This window comes from Nostoc sp. ChiQUE02 (assembly GCF_034531305.2).
In the GTDB taxonomy this organism is placed as follows: domain Bacteria; phylum Cyanobacteriota; class Cyanobacteriia; order Cyanobacteriales; family Nostocaceae; genus Nostoc.
In genome coordinates this window covers 164,027-185,140 of the sequence record NZ_JAVRBN020000006.1, presented here as the reverse complement: position 1 = coordinate 185,140, position 21,114 = coordinate 164,027, and the positions used below count along the sequence as shown (strand labels likewise).

General features: G+C 40.9%; 16 protein-coding genes. 15 read left to right on the top strand and 1 reads right to left on the bottom strand.

The window, feature by feature from the left end; genetic code table 11:
• The first annotated feature begins 425 nt into the window (after window positions 1-425).
• From RM347_RS08675 to RM347_RS08665, 3 genes are read left to right on the top strand one after another with little or no spacing between them, the layout of a single operon-like run.
• On the top strand, window positions 426-1,100 hold the full coding sequence (locus RM347_RS08675; protein ID WP_322719917.1) for a vWA domain-containing protein: 675 nt from the start codon (window positions 426-428) through the stop codon (window positions 1,098-1,100).
• A 49-nt stretch (window positions 1,101-1,149) separates the two neighbouring features.
• A complete protein-coding gene (locus RM347_RS08670) occupies window positions 1,150-1,932 on the top strand; it encodes a PP2C family serine/threonine-protein phosphatase (protein WP_322719918.1) in 783 nt (260 codons plus the stop codon).
• A gap of 57 nt (window positions 1,933-1,989) precedes the next feature.
• Window positions 1,990-4,158 carry a tetratricopeptide repeat protein gene (locus RM347_RS08665; protein ID WP_322719919.1) on the top strand — a complete coding sequence of 723 codons (2,169 nt, stop codon included), beginning with the start codon at window positions 1,990-1,992 and terminating at the stop codon, window positions 4,156-4,158.
• 175 nt (window positions 4,159-4,333) lie between these two features.
• Here the strand turns inward: RM347_RS08665 and RM347_RS08660 are convergent, their stop codons facing one another.
• Window positions 4,334-4,558 carry a hypothetical protein gene (locus tag RM347_RS08660; RefSeq protein ID WP_322719920.1) on the bottom strand — a complete coding sequence of 75 codons (225 nt, stop codon included), beginning with the start codon at window positions 4,556-4,558 and terminating at the stop codon, window positions 4,334-4,336.
• A 122-nt stretch (window positions 4,559-4,680) separates the two neighbouring features.
• On the opposite strand from RM347_RS08660, the gene rfbF reads away from it, so the two are divergent.
• The 12 genes from rfbF to RM347_RS08600 all read left to right on the top strand — a co-directional run bounded on the left by rfbF (window position 4,681) and on the right by RM347_RS08600 (window position 20,494).
• Window positions 4,681-5,454, top strand: a complete 774-nt coding sequence (rfbF, locus tag RM347_RS08655; protein ID WP_069071195.1) for a glucose-1-phosphate cytidylyltransferase — start codon at window positions 4,681-4,683, stop codon at window positions 5,452-5,454.
• An 88-nt stretch (window positions 5,455-5,542) separates the two neighbouring features.
• A complete protein-coding gene (gene lhgO, locus RM347_RS08650) occupies window positions 5,543-6,757 on the top strand; it encodes an L-2-hydroxyglutarate oxidase (protein WP_322719921.1) in 1,215 nt (404 codons plus the stop codon).
• Window positions 6,758-7,203: 446 nt separating this feature from the next.
• Window positions 7,204-8,232 (top strand): NAD-dependent epimerase/dehydratase family protein, encoded by a 1,029-nt coding sequence (locus RM347_RS08645; RefSeq protein WP_322719922.1) that lies wholly within the window; start codon window positions 7,204-7,206, stop codon window positions 8,230-8,232.
• A 193-nt stretch (window positions 8,233-8,425) separates the two neighbouring features.
• Window positions 8,426-9,694, top strand: coding sequence for a class I SAM-dependent methyltransferase (locus RM347_RS08640; RefSeq protein WP_322719923.1), 1,269 nt, complete (start codon window positions 8,426-8,428; stop codon window positions 9,692-9,694).
• Window positions 9,695-9,850: 156 nt separating this feature from the next.
• Window positions 9,851-10,804 (top strand): glycosyltransferase family 2 protein, encoded by a 954-nt coding sequence (locus RM347_RS08635; RefSeq protein ID WP_322719924.1) that lies wholly within the window; start codon window positions 9,851-9,853, stop codon window positions 10,802-10,804.
• An 85-nt stretch (window positions 10,805-10,889) separates the two neighbouring features.
• Entirely contained in the window at window positions 10,890-11,897 is a 1,008-nt protein-coding gene (locus tag RM347_RS08630; protein ID WP_322719925.1) for a glycosyltransferase family 2 protein, read from the top strand.
• 50 nt (window positions 11,898-11,947) lie between these two features.
• The gene (locus tag RM347_RS08625) at window positions 11,948-12,799 is read left to right on the top strand and encodes a phytanoyl-CoA dioxygenase (protein ID WP_322719926.1); all 852 of its coding nucleotides are present in this window, start codon (window positions 11,948-11,950) and stop codon (window positions 12,797-12,799) included.
• A 286-nt stretch (window positions 12,800-13,085) separates the two neighbouring features.
• Window positions 13,086-13,643, top strand: coding sequence for a dTDP-4-dehydrorhamnose 3,5-epimerase (gene rfbC / locus RM347_RS08620; protein WP_322719927.1), 558 nt, complete (start codon window positions 13,086-13,088; stop codon window positions 13,641-13,643).
• A 107-nt stretch (window positions 13,644-13,750) separates the two neighbouring features.
• Entirely contained in the window at window positions 13,751-14,989 is a 1,239-nt protein-coding gene (locus tag RM347_RS08615; protein ID WP_322719928.1) for a glycosyltransferase, read from the top strand.
• Between the two features lie 236 nt (window positions 14,990-15,225).
• Complete coding sequence (locus RM347_RS08610; protein WP_322719929.1) at window positions 15,226-16,539, top strand: NAD(P)H-dependent oxidoreductase; 1,314 nt, start codon at window positions 15,226-15,228, stop codon at window positions 16,537-16,539.
• Between the two features lie 500 nt (window positions 16,540-17,039).
• Window positions 17,040-18,140, top strand: coding sequence for a glycosyltransferase (locus RM347_RS08605; protein WP_322719930.1), 1,101 nt, complete (start codon window positions 17,040-17,042; stop codon window positions 18,138-18,140).
• A gap of 125 nt (window positions 18,141-18,265) precedes the next feature.
• On the top strand, window positions 18,266-20,494 hold the full coding sequence (locus RM347_RS08600; RefSeq protein ID WP_322719931.1) for a GumC family protein: 2,229 nt from the start codon (window positions 18,266-18,268) through the stop codon (window positions 20,492-20,494).
• The last annotated feature ends 620 nt before the right edge of the window (window positions 20,495-21,114 follow it).

The window sequence follows — 21,114 nt, the reverse complement described above, 5'->3', positions numbered from 1 at the left end:
CCACTCACTTAACGAGCCAAATTTGATTCCAAGTTCGCACAGTTACACTGGTATACTTCTAAAGTTAATGATCTTAATTATGGTTAATTATTTTTCGATAAAGAAACGATTCTTCTACATACAATCTTTAAAAAGTTATCTAGGAAAGTTTACGTATTTATTGTACTGTAGGTTTAATGGATATAAATTTTTGGTAGATACATTACAACAGCTAATGCTGGGTTTTGATAAACTCTTTTTTGCTAAACTAAGCTGTACTCAAGTTCATCTTAAATATATAGAGAACTTCATGAAAATAATTTGTTTAATAAATATTAGAGCATCTACCACTAGATACTATATTCTGTAGTCGCCTCGGCGACTGGAATTATATACTCTGAGCAAAGGGAAATAAAGCTTTGAACTTTAACATAACACAAAAAGTTATGCATGATACATTAAGACTTGATGAAGTAGTAGAATTTGCTGAGAACCCGGAACCACGTTGTCCTTGTGTACTGTTACTAGACACATCTGGGTCGATGCAAGGAGATCCGATTGAGGCTTTAAATCAGGGTTTACTGAGTTTGAAGGATGAATTAGTCAAAAATTCCTTAGCCGCAAGACGGGTAGAAGTGGCGATCGTAACTTTTGATAGTAATATCAATGTAGTACAAGACTTTGTGACTGCCGATCAATTCAATCCGCCTATTTTGACAGCACAGGGCTTGACTACCATGGGTGCAGGAATTCATAAAGCTTTGGACATAATTCAAGAGCGGAAATCTCAGTACCGTGCCAATGGGATTGCTTACTATCGTCCTTGGGTATTTATGATTACCGATGGAGAACCACAAGGCGAGTTAGAGCATGTGGTGGAGCAAGCAGCCCAGCGCTTACAGGGAGATGAAGCGAATAAGCGTGTAGCATTTTTTACAGTTGGTGTAGAAAATGCGAATATGACGCGTTTAAATCAAATAACTGTGCGTACTCCTCTGAAGCTTAAAGGATTGAATTTTATCGAGATGTTTGTCTGGCTGTCAACGAGTATGTCAGCTGTTTCTCATTCACAAGTAGACGAACAGGTAGCACTACCGCCGATTGGTTGGGGGACTGTTTAATTAAAAATTGCAGCTTGATGTTTATACAGCTAGCTGCTGGAAAAAATTTATGAACATATCAAAACAGATTGCTCAATGGCGGATTGTGGCTGCGTCTGTATGTGGTACAAGTCACTTAAAAAACAAGCAGTTATGCCAGGATGCTCATCACTGGCAGATATTGTCAGATAATGTTTTAGTGGCAGCGGCAGCAGATGGCGCGGGTTCTGCAAGTCTTGGGAAAGTGGGAGCGATGATTGCTGTAGAGACAGCAATAGAAAATATTTCAACCATTGGACTGACCCGAAAAAGTTTGACTGATGATGCGTTGGTGCGATCGCTCTTAAATGATGCCATACTAGCCGCCAAAAAAGCTGTGGAGGATGAGGCGGGGACTTGTGACAAACAGCCTCAAGATTTAGCAACTACCTTAATTGTGATGGTTGCTACACCAGAAGTTGTAGCTGTGGTGCAAATAGGCGATGGTTTGGCAGTGGCAAAAGATGGCATGGGCAACCTCCTCGCACTGACTATGCCTGACAGCGGGGAATACATTAACGAAACCACTTTTTTGACTTCTCCTACTGCTTTAGATACAGCGCAAATGAGAGTCTGGCGCACAGACATAGTAAATGTTGGTATCATTACTGACGGACTACAAATGCTGGCTTTGAATATGGTTGTTGGCGAACCTCACAAACCATTCTTTTTTCCGCTGTTTGAATTCGTAGCCAATACCGAGGATAAGACTGTAGCGAAGGAGCAGTTAGTAAAATTTTTACGCTCAGAGCGGATTACACAACGCACTGACGATGATTTGACACTCATTATAGCTGCATTCAACAACTCATAAGCAATAAATCTACAGGTTTCACATCTTACAATAACTCCCGTTAGCGGTAATTTCATTATGCAGGTACTACGTTGTTCCCCGAAAAAAGAAATCCTCAGCCTCAATGTCAGTTTGGGGCGTGGCGGTGAAGCTTGTGTTTATGCAGTGCCATCCGATAACAACTTGGTGGCAAAGATTTACCACAAGCCAACGACTGCTCATGCTGATAAACTCCAGGCGATGCTTGCCAACCCGCCAGAAAACCCTACGGCGAGTTTAGGGCATATCTCTATCGCTTGGCCAGAGGATTTATTACGGGCGGCAGATGGCAAAAATAGCATCCTGGGCTTTTTGATGCCACGCATCCAGGGGATGCGTCCAATCATCGACTTTTACAACCCCAGAACCCGTCGCCAGCACTGCCCTCTATTCAACTATCAGTACCTGCTCCGCACGGCTCGTAACTTGGCGGCGGCTTTTGCAGCTTTGCACGCTAGTGGATATTGTATTGGTGATGTGAACGAGTCAAATATCCTTGTCAGTGACACAGCACTGGTGACTTTGATAGACACAGACTCTTTCCAAGTACTTGACCCCAACAGCAATGTTGTTTACCGCTGCCCAGTGGGTAAACCAGAGTTTACTCCACCAGAACTACAGAATAAAACTTTTGCCCAACACGATCGCGAAATCTCTCACGATTTATTTGGGTTAGCGGTGCTGCTATTTCAACTCTTAATGGAAGGCACCCACCCATTTTCGGGGATTTTTCAAGGTGCTATTGAGCCACCACCCTACGAAGCCCGCATTGCATCCGGTCATTTCACTTACAGCCAAAAGCGGTACGTACCCTACCTACCAACACCCATTGCACCCCCCTGGGAAATTCTTCATCCCAGCCTACAAGAACTATTTATCCGTTGTTTTGAAGAGGGTCACAACAACCCACTGCTGCGCCCCAGTGCCCAGACTTGGCTCTCAGCAATCGCTGAAGCCGAAGATTCCCTGATTACCTGCACAACAAATCCCCAGCATCGCTACAATAACCACATGCGTAGCTGTCCGTGGTGTGAACGGACTGTGCGATTAGGCGGACGCGACCCCTTCCCATCACATCGGGCTATAGAAGCTAGAGAACATCTACAACCGCGAATCAAACCAAGAAAGCACTACACCCAGACACCGCGTTTTCCACAGCGGGCCACGTCATCGCACTTAAGTAATTACTGGCAGCCAGTAATGACTCCCAGTCGTTCATCTTATAAACCTTCCAAAAAGTCAAAGTTATACCCAATCATTTGTTGCTTGTTGGGTTTTGGTTTATTGGGATATGCGGACGTAATGATCAAATTTACTCAGCCGTTGGTTTCCCAAAATGCTTACACCCAACAAACATTGAAGTCTCGCCAGACAAATAACAAACTCAGCTTCGCTGATTACTATCAGCAAGGTTATACCGCTTACAAAGAGCGAGACTATGAAAAAGCAATTGTCAACTTTACTGAAGCAATTGAACAAGAACCTACACATGCCAGAGCGATTGTAAATCGTGGCAATGCCCGCTATAACCTGAAAGATTACGAAGGAGCAGTTACAGATTATAGCAAAGCTCTCAAAATCAAACCCAATCAAATCAAAGCTCTGGTGAATCGGGGTAATGCCCGTTATATGCTCGCCGAATATAGCAACGATCCTGATACAGAGTATAATCTAGCGATCGCTGATTATAATCGGGCCATCGGTCTGGATAATAATGAAATTGAAGCTTATATCAGACGGGGGATTGTCCGCGCCCAAATGGCTAAATACAGCGGTGAATCTCAACAAGAGTACAAAAGAGCGATCAAAGATTTTACTCAGGCAATAAAACTTAATATATCCAAAGCAGAAGCTTACTTTCAGCGGGGTGTTGTTTATTATCAAATTGCTCAATATAGCAGCAATTATGAGCAAGAATATAATCAAGCGATCGCTGACTTTAACCATGCATTAACTATTAGCCCTAAACTAGCAAAAGCGTATCTCAAACGAGGTATGGTTCGCTATGAACTGGCACAATATGGCGGTAGTGAATCTAACAAAAACCAGACGAAAGCTGTCGAAGATATACAGGCATCTGCCAAAATCTTTCTTGAGCAAGATGATATGGATAATTATCAGCAAGCACTCAGTAACATGTGCGTAGTCATAGAAAACAAATGTGACCCTTTATTCCAAGGATCAAGTAATGTGGAAAAAACTAACTAGAAACAAGTAAGTTTTGTTACTAGCAAATTATAGGTTTTGATTGGAAAAATCAAGGCTTACTAGGGTTAGCTGGTGCTAATCCTAGTTTTTTATAGGTAACATTTTTATTTAATTAAGTAATTTATTTTCGTGTTTATAGATATTCATAGAGCTTTTATATAGAAAAGATTTTAATTTATACTTCCTTCATAATTTTGCCGGAAATTACAGTTAGATTATTGACGGAGAAAAAGAAATCAGAAATAAATTTTTCTCCATCTAAGTGCATCCTCTTCATATCGATAAAGTCAACCAATTTTGGATTTTGAATTTTGGATTTTGGATTAAAAGAGTTTTTTGGTACATGCCCCGCTATAAAAGTGGGGGGAACAGACCTACTCATAGGCTCGTGACGTTCCACGACTAATCCCAAAGACGCTCTCTACGAGACGCTGCGCGACCGCAGACTCACTAACGCAAATCCAAAATCTAAAATTGGCACGGTCAAATAATCATATCCCTACAAATCTCCGAGGTAATTGCATGAAAGCGGTGATTTTGGCTGGAGGGCTTGGTACACGCCTCAGTGAAGAAACTAGTATCAGACCCAAGCCGATGGTTGAGATTGGTGGTAAGCCAATTCTCTGGCACATAATGAAAACTTACTCAGCCCACGGCATTAATGACTTCATCATTTGTTGTGGTTACAAAGGTTACATAATTAAAGAGTATTTTGCTAACTACTTCTTACACATGTCAGATGTAACCTTTGACATGCGATTTAACCAGATGAATGTGCATTCTGGTTATGCTGAACCCTGGCGTGTCACCTTAGTAAATACGGGTGATAATACAATGACAGGCGGACGCTTAAAACGAATCAGCGAACATCTTGGTAATGAGACTTTTTGCTTTACTTACGGTGATGGTGTAAGTAATATTAATATTACAGAGCTAGTTAAGTTTCATAAAGAACAAAATAGCTTAGGAACACTCACAGCCGTTCAACCAGCCGGACGTTTTGGCGCTATTTCTTTAGGATATGAGCAAACCAAAATTACCAGCTTTCGGGAAAAACCTGAAGGTGATGGAGCTTGGATTAATGGCGGTTATTTTGTGTTAGAACCAGAAGTAATCAACTTAATTGCTGATGACTCTACGGTGTGGGAGCAAGAGCCATTAGAAAAGCTAGCTGATATGGAACAGCTATCTGCTTTCAAGCATGATGGATTTTGGCAACCGATGGATACTTTACGTGATAAAAACTATCTCGAAGGGCTGTGGAAGAACAATCAAGCTCCTTGGAAGGTATGGTAAGAGAAGAGTTAGGAGTTATGAGTTTTAACTCCCCACTTTTCACTTCTGACTTTATAGATTTACTGTAATTTCAAGTAGAATAATACTAATGTATGATTTTGCGATTATAGGTGGGGGAATAGTTGGACTCTCTACAGCGTTAGCTTTAGGAAAACGCTATCCCAATGCGCGTATTTTAGTACTAGAAAAAGAGAGCCAATGGGCATTTCACCAAACTGGCAATAATAGCGGGGTGATTCATTCTGGTATCTACTACAAACCAGGAAGTTTCAAAGCTAAATTTTGTCGTGACGGTTCTCGCTCAATGGTAGAATTCTGCCAAGAGCATGGAATTGAGCATGAAGTTTGTGGTAAGGTAATTGTTGCAACTGAAGAACAAGAACTACCACGCTTAGAAAATCTCTACAAACGCGGCTTAGATAATGGCATAGAAGTTAAGAGAATTAGCCCCGAAGAAGTTAGGGAAATTGAACCTCATGTGAGATGTGTAGGTGGACTTCGGGTATTCTCAACTGGTATTGTTAATTACAAGCAAGTTTGTTTAAAATATGCCCAGCTAATTCAACAGCAGGGTGGGGATTTACGCCTCAATACAAAAGTTCTGAAAATCTCCCCAAGTGGTAGAAATCAGGTACTGCAAACAAACAACGGTAGCTTTGAAACCCGCTTTGTAATTAATTGTACTGGATTGCATAGCGATCGCACCGCCAAATTAGGTCAAGTTGAACCCCAAGCAAAAATTGTCCCATTTCGGGGAGAATACTACGAACTTACCCCAGAAAAACGCTATCTGGTCAAGACACTAATTTATCCAGTTCCCAATCCAGATTTTCCGTTCCTGGGTGTCCACTTTACTCGGATGATTGATGGTAGCGTCCATGCAGGGCCAAATGCGGTTCTATCGCTCAAACGCGAAGGTTACAAAAAAACCGACTTTGACTTACGGGATTTTCTGGAAGTCATCACCTATCCTGGTTTCTGGAAATTAGCAGCAAAACACGCTGATGAAGGCATCCAAGAAATCATTCGTTCCTTTAGTAAAGCAGCCTTCACCAGAAGTTTGCAAAAACTAATTCCCGAAGTCCAAGCAGAAGACTTAGTTCCCACCCATGCAGGAGTCCGCGCTCAAGCCTTAATGAATGATGGCAAGCTTGTAGACGACTTTTTGATTGTTTCCGGTCAAAACTCCATTCATGTTTGCAATGCTCCTTCTCCTGCGGCCACATCTTCTCTAGAAATTGGCAAAGCGCTTGTGGCAGAAATTCCCCAACTTTCGCATCTAGATAGTGTAGTAACTGCATAGATAGCATAGTTATTACTTCCGGGGCTGCTGAATTAAGGGATGAATACTTGTATGGTAGGCATCTTTGCCTGCCTGAAAATACAAGGGACGGGTAGGATACCCATCCCACAAGAAGAAAAAAGTGTAGTGCATCAATTAAGAACCGCTATAGATGCTACCCAATTGGTAAGCCTGCAAAGGTTTTAGTAACTACGTAATGATTGTTAGTCAAGTCATATATAGTGCTTCTGGGTTGAGTCCAATGACCTAACCCCCAACCCCTTCCCTACAAGGGAAGGGGAGCAAGATTCAAAGCCTCTCTCCTAAAAGGAGAGAGGTCGATATTGCATACAAACGAAAAACACTATAGCGGTTCGCTTTTAAATGCAACACGCTGTAGAGTCGCATAGCTGTGCGCCCCTAATAAACGAAGAATTTAACTCATCAATACAAAGGCATTAACCACAATGAAAATATTAGTAACTGGAACAGAAGGCTATTTAGGTTCGTTATTACCGCCTCTGCTAATTGAACGGGGACATGAAGTTATCGGTCTAGATACCGGCTTCTATAAAGTTGGTTGGCTATACAACGCTAGTGGGATAACGCCCAAAACCCTCAACAAAGATATCCGCAATATCACCCCTGATGATTTGGAAGGTGTTGAAGCAATAGTTCACATGGCAGAACTCTCCAACGACCCAGCCGGACAATTGGCACCCAATATTACCTACGAAATTAATCATGTAGGTTCAGTTCGTCTGGCTAGTCTGGCTAAAGCTATGGGTGTGCGTCGCTTCGTATATATGTCTTCATGCAGCGTCTACGGTGTTGCTACCGCAGGTGATGTCACAGAAGAATCCCCAATTAATCCCCAAACAGCCTACGCAGAGTGCAAAACTTTCGTAGAAAGAGATGTCAGACCACTCGCTGATGATGACTTCTCACCCACCTTTATGCGGAATGCTACAGCCTTTGGTGCTTCTCCCAGGATGCGCTTTGATATTGTTTTAAACAACTTAGCAGGGTTGGCTTGGACTAGCAAACAAATCAAAATGACTAGTGATGGTACACCTTGGCGGCCATTAGTCCATGCATTAGATATTTGCAAAGCAATAGTCTGCACCTTAGAAGCACCACGAGACATTGTACATAACCAAATCTTCAACGTGGGAGATACAGCGAATAACTATCGCGTTAAAGAAATCGCAGAAATTATTGCTGATGTTTTCCCAGATTGTAAATTATCCTTTGGTGACAACGGTTCAGATAACCGCAGCTATCGGGTATCCTTCGAGAAAATCAACACAATTCTACCCGGATTTAAATGTGATTGGAATGCTCGACTTGGTGCCCAGCAGCTATTTGATTTATTCAGTCAAATACACATGGCTGAAGATACGTTTTTGTTTAGAGGATTTACCCGCTTAAAACAGCTAGAGTATCTAATTCGTACCGAGCAAATTGACAAAGATTTCTTCTGGAATAAAAAGTAGCTATTAGCTATTAGTGTGTAAATAATTTAATTGTAGAAATTGTTCGTAGTTTATGCTTTAAAACTAAAGTACAAACTACGAACCGCTTAAATCAAAAATTACACACTGAGAATATCAATATTTCCGAAGCTAATAATAGCTAGTCGGACTTATTTCATCTATAAAATTATTTGCAATCAGTGAGTTGAAATTTATGGCGATCGCAAAATGCCGTTTTAGTGGTCAACCCCTGCACCAAACCTTTATTGATCTAGGAATGTCACCTTTAGCCAATGCTTATCTTAGAGCAGAGCAGCTAAATAATGCCGAAAAATTTTATCCTCTTCATGCTTATGTCTCTGAAGACACTCTTTTAGTTCAATTAGAACAATTTGAAACTCCAGATCATATTTTTAGTGACTATGCTTACTTTTCTTCATACTCGGTAAGTTGGCTAAAACATGCCAAGGCTTACACGGATATGATGGTAGAAAAGTTTGGCTTTAATCATCATAATCAAGTTATTGAAATTGCCAGTAACGACGGCTACCTACTGCAATATTTTTTAGAAAAGGGAATCCCCGTTTTAGGAATAGAACCAGCAGCAAATATAGCCAAGGTTGCTGAAGACAGAGGTATTCCTAGTATCAACAAGTTTTTTGGAATTGAAACTGCCAAAGAACTCGTGATACAAGGAAAACTAGCTGACCTTTTAATCGGCAATAATGTTTTAGCTCATGTACCGGATCTAAACGATTTCATCGCTGGGATAAAACTCATCCTCAAACCGAATGGGATTTTGACGATGGAGTTTCCTCACATTTTACAACTCATTCAAGAAAATCAGTTTGATACGATTTATCATGAGCATTTTTCTTACTTTTCATTCCTCACTATCGAGAAAATCTTTGCCGCGCACAACTTGCAGCTTTTTGATGTAGAAGAATTATCAACTCATGGCGGTTCACTAAGAATTTATGCCAAACATGACTACGCTGATAATCACAGTATCAGCGACCGAGTTAGCCATTTGAAAGCAAAAGAAATTGCCGCTAGATTGCATCAGATAGAAACCTACATTACATTTGCCGAAAAAGTCAAAGAAACAAAGCACAAGCTATTAAATTTCCTTTTGACGGCTAAAGCAGATGGTAAATCAATCGCTGGTTATGGCGCACCAGCTAAAGGCAATACATTGCTCAATTACTGTGGTATTGGTAAAGATTTTATCGATTACACAGTCGATTGCAATCCTTACAAGCAGGGTTTATTTTTACCTGGAACTCATATTCCCATCTTTGAACCAGATAAAATCCGCGAAACCAAACCAGATTATGTCCTAATTTTGCCTTGGAATCTCAAAGAAGAAATCATGGAACAAATGGCATTTATTGGCGATTGGGGTGGACAGTTTGTAGTGCCAATTCCTGAAGTAAAAATTTATCCATGCCCTGTTCCGGATAGGGTTTTAATAGCGTCGTAATTACTAATTACAAGTAGAAATAACGCCTTTTATTATTTTAAATAAGTAATTTAAAGGCGTATAATTATCAAGGTTTTACCATCAAAAAACTAGAAAGCAGCTTTTTCATTACTAAGCTGCTGTTAGTACCTACTTAACTACAGACTTGAGCTTAATATGAATAAATTGCTGACTATCGCCATTCCAACATTCAATCGTGCCCAGCTTTTAGATAAACAACTTACTTGGTTAGCTAAATCTATTAAAGGGTTTGAGTCTGACTGTGAAATCTTTATTTCTGATAATTGCTCTACAGATAATACCCAAGAAGTAATTAAAAAGTGGCAGACAGTTCTTAGTAATGTAAGATTTACGTCAAATAAAAATAGTGAAAATATAGGCGTAATGGCTAATATTGCTTGTTGCTTAAAAGCACCAACCAGTAAATATGTTTGGACAATTGGTGATGATGATCCAATTCAGGATAACACCCTAGATTATGTGTTAAAAACATTGAAAAATAATTCAGACTTAGCATTAATGTTTTTAAACTTCTCTGGTCGCCAAAAACGAACAGGTCAACTTGTTGTAGAACGCTGGTTGAATAGTGATAACGATGAGCTAAGAGTGGATGGTAAAACTGTATTTCAAAGTTATTTGAACGAAAATTTTGGTGGTGTACTTTTTATATCAGCAGCAATTTATCGCACAAATCTAGTGCAAGAAGCTTTAAAAAAGTGGCCATCTGCTACTAGCAATTGGGCATCTCAAGCATATTGGACTGCCTTTTGTGCTGCTCATGGAAGTGTCATTGTCACTAAAGACACTTATTTAGAATGTACTATGGGCGCTAGTCTTTTGGATCTCGATCCAACATGGAACTTTAGAATGCGATATGCGTACATACCTGAAGTTTATATAAAACTACTAAAGGTAGGATATCCTCATAAATTTTGTCAGGAAATGATTTGGCAGAATTTCCAGCAAAAAAATGATTTGAAAATTTTATTAGGTGCTTTAAAACGTTGGCCTTTCTTAACAATAAAGATATTTATTCCTTATCTACGTTTGTTAAGCATATCAGCTTGGGCAATTCTTTTTCCACCCAAGCAGCTAAACACTAGCCTGTAATTTAATGTGTTAATTACCAAACTATTGTTAATAGTAACTATTGGCAATAGCCACTCATATACCAATTTAATTACTATTTTATACCATGCGTAAATTACTGACCATTGCTATCCCGACTTATAATCGTGCTGAATTACTTGATAAACAGTTAGCATGGCTAGCTCAAGCTATCAAAGGTTTTGAAGATAATTGTGAAATTTTAGTTTCTGATAATTGTTCAACAGACAATACTCAAAATGTGATCAAAAAATGGCAAACAATACTTAGCGATATTACATTTAAATCAAATAAAAATCCTAAGAATTTAGGCGTAGTGAAAAATATTATGTATTGCCTAAGTTATACAACAACAAAATATGTTTGGACAATTGGTGATGATGACCCAATTCAAGATAGAGCTATTGCTTATGTGATTAAGAAACTCAAGCAACATGAAGATTTATCATTATTGTTCCTCAACTTTTCCGGTCGGAACCAAATTACTGGTGAACCAGTTCATCCACCCACAATTGTTGGTAATCGCTGGTTTGATATTGATAATGAAGATGGTGATGGTGATGGTAAAGCTATATTTGAACACTGTTTCTCAAAAAGTGTTGGTGCAGTTATTTTTCTGACTGCTACAGTCTACCGCACTGATTTAGTGAAACGCGCTCTACAAAATTGGCAAGATGCTGAGAATAACTGGATATCTTTAGCGTATTTAGCGGGGTATTGTGCTGCTAATGGCAGTGTAATTGTCACTAAAGAGACTTATTTGGAATGTATTGTTGGTGTGAGTTATTGGCAGAAAGAACCAAAGTCCGCACTGTTAATGCAATACAAACACATACCGGAAGTGATTTTGAAATTAGAGAAGAGTGGATATTCTAAACAGTTTTGCAGGCGGATGCTTTTGCAGAACGGTAAAGAAGTTAACTTGAAAGTTTTCTTGGGTGCTTTAAGAAGATGGCCTATGTCCGCCATCAAGACAGTAATTCCATTTTTGGCTTTAGTTAGCTTGTGTGCTTTTGACGTGATGGTTTCTAAAGAATTTGGGTTAGCAGAATCAAGTGAAATATCTACTCAAGAAATCCGGAGTTATAAGCCATAAGCTACTAAATTACTGATAAATATACATCGAGACTAAAAGGGCTGTACAACATGTTTAGTGCAATTAAACACAAAATATCTACACTGTCTTCTGACTTTGAATATTACGTAGCTCGTTGGAAGCATAGCAGAAATCTGCCAGCATTGGAAGGACGCGATCGCAACATCCTTAATGCTCTCAAAAAAGATGGCGTTTGCGTCACAACACTGGCAGATTTAGGGTTAAATTCTAGCTCCGAACTGCTCAAAGCTGCTTACCACCAATTGTCTCAGATGGAAAATCCCAACAACGGCCATCTAGATGAAAAGTTACCACAAATTTCCACAGTTACAGGTTTACCAGAATTTTATGCCTGGGGGATAGAGAAAAGACTGGTCAACATCATCGAAAATTATATTGGTCTTCCCATTGCTTTTCATGGTGTACATTTACGCAAAGATTTTCCTAGTAGACATCAGTTTGGGACGCTACTATGGCATAGTGATGCAGAAGATCGTCGGATTATCAAAATCTTTATTTACTTGAATGATGTAGAAGAAAAAACTGGGCCTTTTGAATACATTCCCCGTTCTTTAACTTCCCTATTTAGTTGGAATTATTTTCGACTTTATTACAAACTTTGGAAGTCAGGCTATATGGGTATCGATGATGAAGAAGTAAAACCAGTCATCCCCAAATCAGCTTGGAAATCCTGCCCAGGCCCAGCAGGTACAGTCATTATTGTAGATACGAAAAATGCTTTGCATCACGGCACAGTCCGCACAGAAGAACGGTCAGCGCTATTCTTTTGTTACACCGCCAACCCGCCCGAACGACCAGACCTCTGCACTCAATACTGGGATGATACTTATCCCAGAGCAGAGTTACGTTCTTCATCAGATGCAGTTAAAGTTCCTACTTAATACCCTTTCGTAGGGCGCGTGGAACTCACCCTACGAAGTTGAAGGTGATTAAATCCACTTTATTACAATACGCTTGGGTTAAGAAGAATAGTAGGTTGGGTTGAGCAACAGCGAAACCCAACAAAGCCTTGATAATGTTGGGTTTCGTTCCTCAACCCAACCTACGCCAGTTTTAGTTTTTAGCCTTAACCCAAGTGTATTGCACTTTATTGCTGTTATTTTCTGGCGTAAATACTAAGCAGTTAACAAGTATTTCTGTACTCAATAATTATCTCAAAGGAATCACATGATTTTTACCGAAACCGTACTCAAAGACGCATTCATTATTGATTTAGAAGAAAAGCCAGACCACCGTGGTTTTTTTGCTCGGTCTTTCTGCGCTCAAGAATTTGAAGCACACGGATTAAAGCCAACAGTTGCTCAATGTAACCTGTCTTTTAACTACAAAAAAGGCACTATCCGGGGAATGCATTATCAGATTCTGCCAGCAGCAGAAACAAAATTAATTCGCTGTACTAAAGGCGCAATTTATGACGTAATTATTGATATGCGTCCTGAATCTCCCAGCTTTTTATCACACATTGGTGTAGAGCTAACCCCAGAAAACCGCCGCGCTTTATATGTTCCAGAAATGTTTGCTCACGGCTATCAAGCACTCACAGATGAGACTGAAGTCGTATATCAAGTGGGTGAATTTTACACCCCAGGGTATGAAAGAGGTTTACGCTATGACGACCCATTCTTTAACATTGATTGGCCTCTAGATGTGACTGAAATATCTGAAAAAGATTTAAATTGGCCTTTGTTGAGAATGATGACTGTTGGCGGTACAGCTTCCAGATAACTATAGGCTCTTTCTCTGCACGATGCCAGTTGTTACAACGCGGGGAAACCGCGCAACACACTGGCTCATCTGCGTGAGGTAAAAAATAATTAATTAGGTAGAAATAAATGCCAAATAAAATTCTATCTCGTGTCGGTAATACTATCTCTTTTGTATCCAAAAAAGTCCAAGCTCGGATCAATTACGCTAAGACTTTACAGGTTGTTTCCCTAAAGCCTAAACAGCCTTCCAAAGGAAATGTACTTCTTTCTTATCGGATTGAACCATTTCTCATCAAACCAGGTCAGCCTATCCCCAATGACCAAAGTTGGAACTGGGAATGTCTACTAATCGCCCAAACTTTTTTAGACTTGGGCTATAACGTTGATGTCATCCAATTCCATAATGATAAATTCGTTCCTCAAAAGGACTACGCATTTTTCATTGATATCCGTCATCGTCTAGAAGCGCTTGCACCAAAGCTTAATAAAGATTGCATCAAGATTTTCCACGTTGACATTGCCAATATGGTGTTTCGCAATGCAGCTGAATGCAACAGACTTCTAGAACTCCAACATCGCAGAGGAATTACTTTACGTCCACAGCGATTTGAAACGCCCAATTTGGGAATTGAATATGCCGATTATGCTACCGTATTAGGCAACAATTTCACAGTTGATACATTCAAATATGCGAACAAACCAATGTATCGTATTCCCATTTCTTCGTCACTCGTTTATCCCTCTCCCAACGAAAAAGACTTTGAAGCGGTAAGAAAGAATTTTATCTGGTTTGGTGGTAGCGCTCTAGTTCTCAAGGGATTAGACTTGGTTTTAGATGCCTTTGCCCAAATGCCGGAATACCATTTAACAGTTTGTGGCCCGGTAAGCAATGACAAAGAATTTGAGCAAGCTTTCTATAAAGAACTGTATGAAACACCCAACATCCACACCTATGGTTGGATTGATGTTAGCAGCCCTGACTTTTTAAAGATTACAAATAATTGTTTGGGACTTGTTTATCCTTCCGTTTCTGAGGGACAGGCAGGAGCAGTAATCACTAGCTTGCAAGCCGGATTAATTCCGATTCTGAGCTACGAATCTGGTGTTGATGTTCATGATTTCGGTGTGATTTTCGATAATCTTTCCCTTGAAGAAATCAAGGCGAAAGTTAGAAGTATTTCCAATTTGCCTGTTGAAGACCTAAAGTTGATGTCTCAGAAGGCGTGGGAATATGCAAGAGCAAATCATACCAAAGAAAAGTTTGCCCAAGCCTACAGAAATGCTGTGGAGCAAATTATCGAAAATCACAGCCAGAAAAAACAGACTGGTTCTATAGCATCTAGCAAACAGCTAGTTAACACTTAGCCCTGGCGATTAGAAATCGCGGCTATACAAACCAAGTCCGCCTGCGCGGACTGATGAAAATTAAGGGTTTCAAATCCGCGCAGTCCAGTTTTGCGACTTCTAGTAGCTTGGTACAAGATGTCGCTAATTCCAATTCCCATGAAAATGTACTTAATATTTAGCTGTAACAAATTATTAAGTGCAAAATTATCGAGAATTTGTATCACAATAAACAGTTCCAAAAAGGAGTTTAGTTCATGATTATTATCGATCGCGCCTTACGAGCTAGAGCAGCAGCAGGCAATCCCATCAAAGTGGGAATGATTGGTGCTGGTTTTATGGGTCGAGGAATTGCCAACCAAATTGTCAATTCAGTGCCAGGAATGGAGTTAGTTGCTATATCCAATCGCCAGATTGATGCAGCTAAACAAGCTTATTCGGAAGCAGGAATTGAAGATATTCAAGTTGTTGCAACTGTCAGCGAATTAGAAGATGCGATCGCTAACGGTAAGTATGCAGTCACAGAAGACGCTAAGTTACTGTGTCGGGCCGAGGGCATCGATGCATTAATCGAAGTCACGGGTGCAGTGGAATTTGGCGCTCAGATCGTTATGGAAGCGATCGCCCATTGCAAGCATGTGATCATGATGAATGCCGAACTCGACGGCACCATTGGCCCCATCCTGAAAGTGTATGCCGATAAAGCTGGCGTCATTCTCAGCGCCTGTGATGGCGATCAGCCAGGGGTACAAATGAACCTTTACCGCTTTGTCAAAAGCATTGGTTTAACTCCGTTATTGTGCGGTAACATTAAAGGACTCCAAGACCCCTATCGCAATCCCACCACCCAAGAAGGATTTGCTAAACGTTGGGGTCAAAAGCCCCACATGGTGGCTAGCTTTGCCGATGGAACCAAAATTTCCTTTGAGCAAGCGATCGTTGCCAATGCCACGGGTATGAAAGTCGCCAAACGGGGAATGCTGGGATATGACTTCAACGGTTATGTCGATGAAATGGCCCATATATATGATGTTGAACAACTCAAAGAACTGGGCGGCATTGTCGATTATGTTGTTGGAGCAAAACCTGGCCCAGGCGTATATGTATTTGCCACTCACGACGACCCCAAGCAACAGCACTATCTCAACTTATACAAATTAGGCGAAGGCCCACTTTACAGCTTCTATACTCCTTATCACCTCTGCCATTTTGAAGTTCCCTTGTCCGTAGCGCGTGCTGTTCTGTTCGGTGATGCGGTTATGTCTCCACTAGCAGGCCCGCTAGTAGATGTTGTCACCACCGCCAAAATCGACCTGAAAGCAGGAGAAACCTTAGATGGCATCGGCTACTACATGACCTACGGACAATGTGAAAATTCCGATATTGTCCAACAGCAAAATCTTCTACCAATCGGTTTAGCTGAAGGGTGTCGCCTCAAACGAGATATTTCTAAGGATCAAGTCCTCACTTATGAGGATGTGGAATTACCTGAAGGCAGACTCTGCGACCAACTACGAGCCGAGCAAAACACTTATTTCGCCACAGAAAAAATCTTGGTAGCAGTTGGGTAATATCGGTTCCAAAAATATTTGCCACAAATGAATTGGCTGTAGGGGCGTACAGCTGTATGCCCCTATATGTTTGTCGCTAGAATTTCATCAAGAGGATAGGAAGTTATATTGCTGAACACTAAAGTTGTTGATAGTAATATCAAGTCCGGGTAATTAGTTATGATTTCCACAGTCATTGCACCCCACCCCCAACCCCTCCCCGCAGGCCTACGGTGTACACACAAGTCCCATTACCCCCCTCAATCCCCCCTTATAAAGGGGGGAAGCCGGAAATCTAGTTCCCTCCCCTTTCCAAGGGGAGGGTTAGGGTGGGGTAAAACCTTGGTTAATCAGCTATTTCAGACTTGTGTGTACACCGTAGCCCCGCAGGCGGGGAGGGGAGACAAAGCGTAGCTTTGGCGGGGTGGGGTTCTTGAGGTTTAATGAGTAACTAAGCGGACAGGATAGTAACTTGCTGGGGAGCGTTTAAACAAACCTGATCGAAACTTTAGGTCAAATTCATGAAAATTGCTCTAGTCCATGATTATTTAACCCAGCGAGGTGGGGCAGAGCGTGTGTTTGAACTGCTTTGTAAGCGCTATCCCGAAGCAGATATTTTCACATCTTTGTACGATCCACAAAAAACTATTGATCTAGGCGATCGCATAGTCAACACAACTTTCTTACAAAAGATTCCTGGTGCGGCAAAATATTTCAGGTCGATGGCTCCTCTATATTTTCCTGCCTTTCGTGCCTTGGATCTACAAGACTACGATTTAATTATTAGCAGTAGCACCAGCTTCGCCAAAGCAGTGCGAAAAAATCCCAATGCCCGCCACATTTGTTTTTGCCATAATGTCACTCGTTTCTTATGGGATACAGCAACTTATTTAAGAGAGTACGGAGACTATAGATATTTTGCTCCTTTAATCGAACAAATATTTCAAGTAATGAGAAAGGTAGACCTGAAATATGCACAGGAACCTGACCTTTATATTGCTAATTCTAGTGTTGTTGCCCGCCGGATTGAAAATATTTATGGCAAAAAGGCAATGATGGTGAACTATCCAATTGATACTAGTAAATTTGTTTTTTCAGATATAAAAGATGAATATTATCTGGCCTCCGCTCGGATGATCAGTTATAAGCGACTTGATATAATAGTCGAAGCTTTTAATTGGTTAGGGTGGCGGTTATTAATATCAGGCGACGGGCCAGAACTAGCACGGTTAAAATCTAAAGCATTACAAAATATTGTGTTCTTGGGACACGTAAGTGATAGAACCCGCAAAGACTTGTTTTCCAAAGCCAAGTCTATTATTGTCGCAGCCCTAGAAGACTACGGATTAGTTCCGGTAGAGGCTAACGCCAGCGGCACACCAGTCATCGCCTATGGTGCAGGTGGAGTATTAGATACTCAAATACCAGGTGAGACAGGAGTCTTTTTCAAAAGACAAACACCCGAATCTTTACAAGTTGCATTACTAGAAGCCAATGGCATTTCTTGGGATTACGATCGCATCCGTAATCATGCAGTAGCAAATTTTTCAGAAAATGCCTTCTTTGGGAAAGTTGAGCAAATTATTAACCAAGCTTGTGGCGTGCATCAAATATTCATTTGATTTCTGAATCTCTTTCCATGATAAGATTACCTATTTATTTTTGCTCTCGTCCTTGGCGGTTCGTAAAAAAATAGGTATTCTTCGGAGAATCTCTTAGCGTAAGTCTTGAAGACAAGGATATAAAAGTGGTTCAAACTAGTCTAAATCCTCAAATAAGTGCAGCTTCTGAAAGTGAACCAAGTTACGGACAAATGTTTGCCGTATTTGTGCGGAGATTTCCTTGGTTTTTAGCAGTATTAGTTAGTTCTATTGCTATTGCAAGCATAGTAACTGTAAAGACAAAGCCTACTTATAAAAGTTCTATGCAACTGCTAGTAGAACCTAACTATCAAGGTAAGACAGAAGGTGCTGGGTTAGACAATCAGTTTACTGACTCTAATGTGGTCATCGATACTGCGACCCAGCTTAACTTGATGCAGAGTTCGGGACTTATCCAAAAAGCAGTTGATAAACTTCAGTCTGATTATCCAGATATAAGTTCAGGTGAAATTAAAGCTTCTTTGGTCTTAACTCAAATCAGGAGCAAAGAAGATAATGTCGCTACTAAAATATTTCAAGTTGAATACACCGCTGGAGATCCAGAAAAGACCCAAAAAGTTCTGGGTGCAATTCGACAAGTTTATGTGGAATATAACAAACAGCAACAGAGTTCGCGTTTGCAGAAAGGTCTACAAATTATCAGGGAACAATTAAGTAAAGCCAGTGAAGAAGTAAACGCTGCTGAGACAAATTTACAAAGGTTTCGTAGAAACCAGAACTTAATTGATCCAGAGTCACAGGCCAAAGCAATTGAGACAGCTTTGAACAATCTTGCCCAAGAAAGACAGACAACTCGTGCTCAGTATGGCGAGGCTTTGGCACGTCAAAAATCTTTGGAAGAACAACTTAACCGTTCTCCCCAAAATGCTCTAGTTGCTTCTCGCTTGAGTCAGTCTACTCGCTACCAAAGCTTACTCAACGAAATCCAAAAAACCGAACTAGCACTAGCACAGGAACGTTTACGGTTTACAGATCAAACTCCGAGTGTGCAAAAGCTCAAAGAACAGCTTCAGGGCCAGAAGGAGTTATTGCAACAAGAGGTAGGAAGAACTTTAGGCGGAAAGTCTGCTGGTGCATTCACTTCTGGAGACTCTCTTCTTGAACGAGGACAGCTCGGTGAAATTGATCTCAGCCTTGCGGGTCAGCTAGTAGAAACGCAGACCAATATAGTTGCTTTAACTGCTCGCGATCAAAGTTTGGCTCAAAAAGAAAACGAGCTGCGTTTTGAAATCAAACGCTTCCCGCCTCTGTTGGCTTATTACAACCGGATGCTACCGCAGTTGCAATTTAGCCGTGAAAGGTTAGAACAGCTTTTAAGAGCAGAGCAGCAATTGCGGCAAGAACTTTCCAAGGGTGGATTTAATTGGGAAGTGGTAGAAGATCCTCAAAAAGGCGCACAATTAGGCCCCAATCTCCAACAGAACTTGCTGTTAGGTGCTGTAGTTGGGTTAATGTTAGGAGGCATTGCTGCCTTTATTCGAGAATCGGCTGATGATGCAGTTCACACTACTGCTGAATTAGAGAAGCAAATGGCCATGCCGTTGTTGGGAACAACTCCCAAGTTACCGCCAGCCAAACCCAAAGAATCAATGATCAAGTTGCCTTTTGGCAAGCCAGAAGTTCTCGCCCCCTGGACAATTCAGGTATTGCAATCTCCACCGCGTTGGGAATCGCTGGATCTGATTTACAAAAACATTGAACTTTTAAATACTGTTACTAATTTAAAATCTTTGATGATTACCTCAGCTTTAGCCGATGAGGGTAAATCAGCTTTGGCGTTGGGTTTGGCAATGAGTGCTGCCCGTTTACACAAAAGGGTACTGCTGATTGATGCCAACTTACGCGATCCCAGTTTGCACCACCAACTAAATCTTCCCAATGAGCAGGGGCTTTCAACTTTATTGGCGAGTGATACAACTCTACCCAACCAAATTAGTCTTCAATACTCAGGCTCCGCCTACATCGATATTTTGACCGCTGGCCCCAAACCTGCTGACCCAGCTAATCTGTTGAGTTCCCCCCGGATGATGCAATTAATGGCAGCATTTGAGGAAAACTATGATTTGGTACTGATAGATGCTCCCCCAGTTCTTGGTTTAGTCGATGCCATGCTCACTGCCTCATCTTGTCGTAGCGTGGTCATGGTGGCAAGCATTGGTATTGTGACGCGAAGTCAACTTAATCAAGCGACAGCCATGCTGAGTAAGTTAAATCTGATTGGGGTTGTAGCTAATGGGGTATCAAACTCTAGTAGTAATTACGTACCTTATATCAAACAACAGCAGTTAGCTCTACGTCAAGCTGTAGAAAAGTAGCTAGTACCGCTAGATGCTAGATCCCCGGCTTCGTAAAAGTTGCCGGGGATTTGGCGTTTCGCATTTGTAATCAAAATTTCATTTTGTTGCGATCAGGATAAAATCAGTATATTTATGCTATCTTTATTGGTTTTCAGAGAAATCACTGGCTCTTTAAAGAGTAAATAAAGAATTTATTTGAGCGATCGCTATTTCTACATAGTCTTATATTCTAGAGATTAAAGCACCTTCATAAAGGCTAGAAGACAAGAGTGGACTGGTTTTTTTAAATCTCTCGACACAATGAACACCTCAACGTAATTAAACGTAGTGGCCTGGCACAGCTAAAATGATGCATTAGATGTAGGTTGGGTTGAGCAACGCGAAACCCAACATTAATAGGAGTGTTGGGTTTCGTTCCTCAACCCAACCTACAAATTTTTTTGCAACAATTTAGCCTTGCCACGCCAGTAGATATAGATTCATGGGTAATTTCCCTCTACACTTCTCTACTGTCAGTAGTTCCCGGAAAATCATAATTTACCCATGAATGTTAATAGTAGCGGTGATTGCTACCTATCTAATTAGTATCTCTCTAATTTCTACATCTCTACACCAGCAGAATTCTGCACGATATGTGC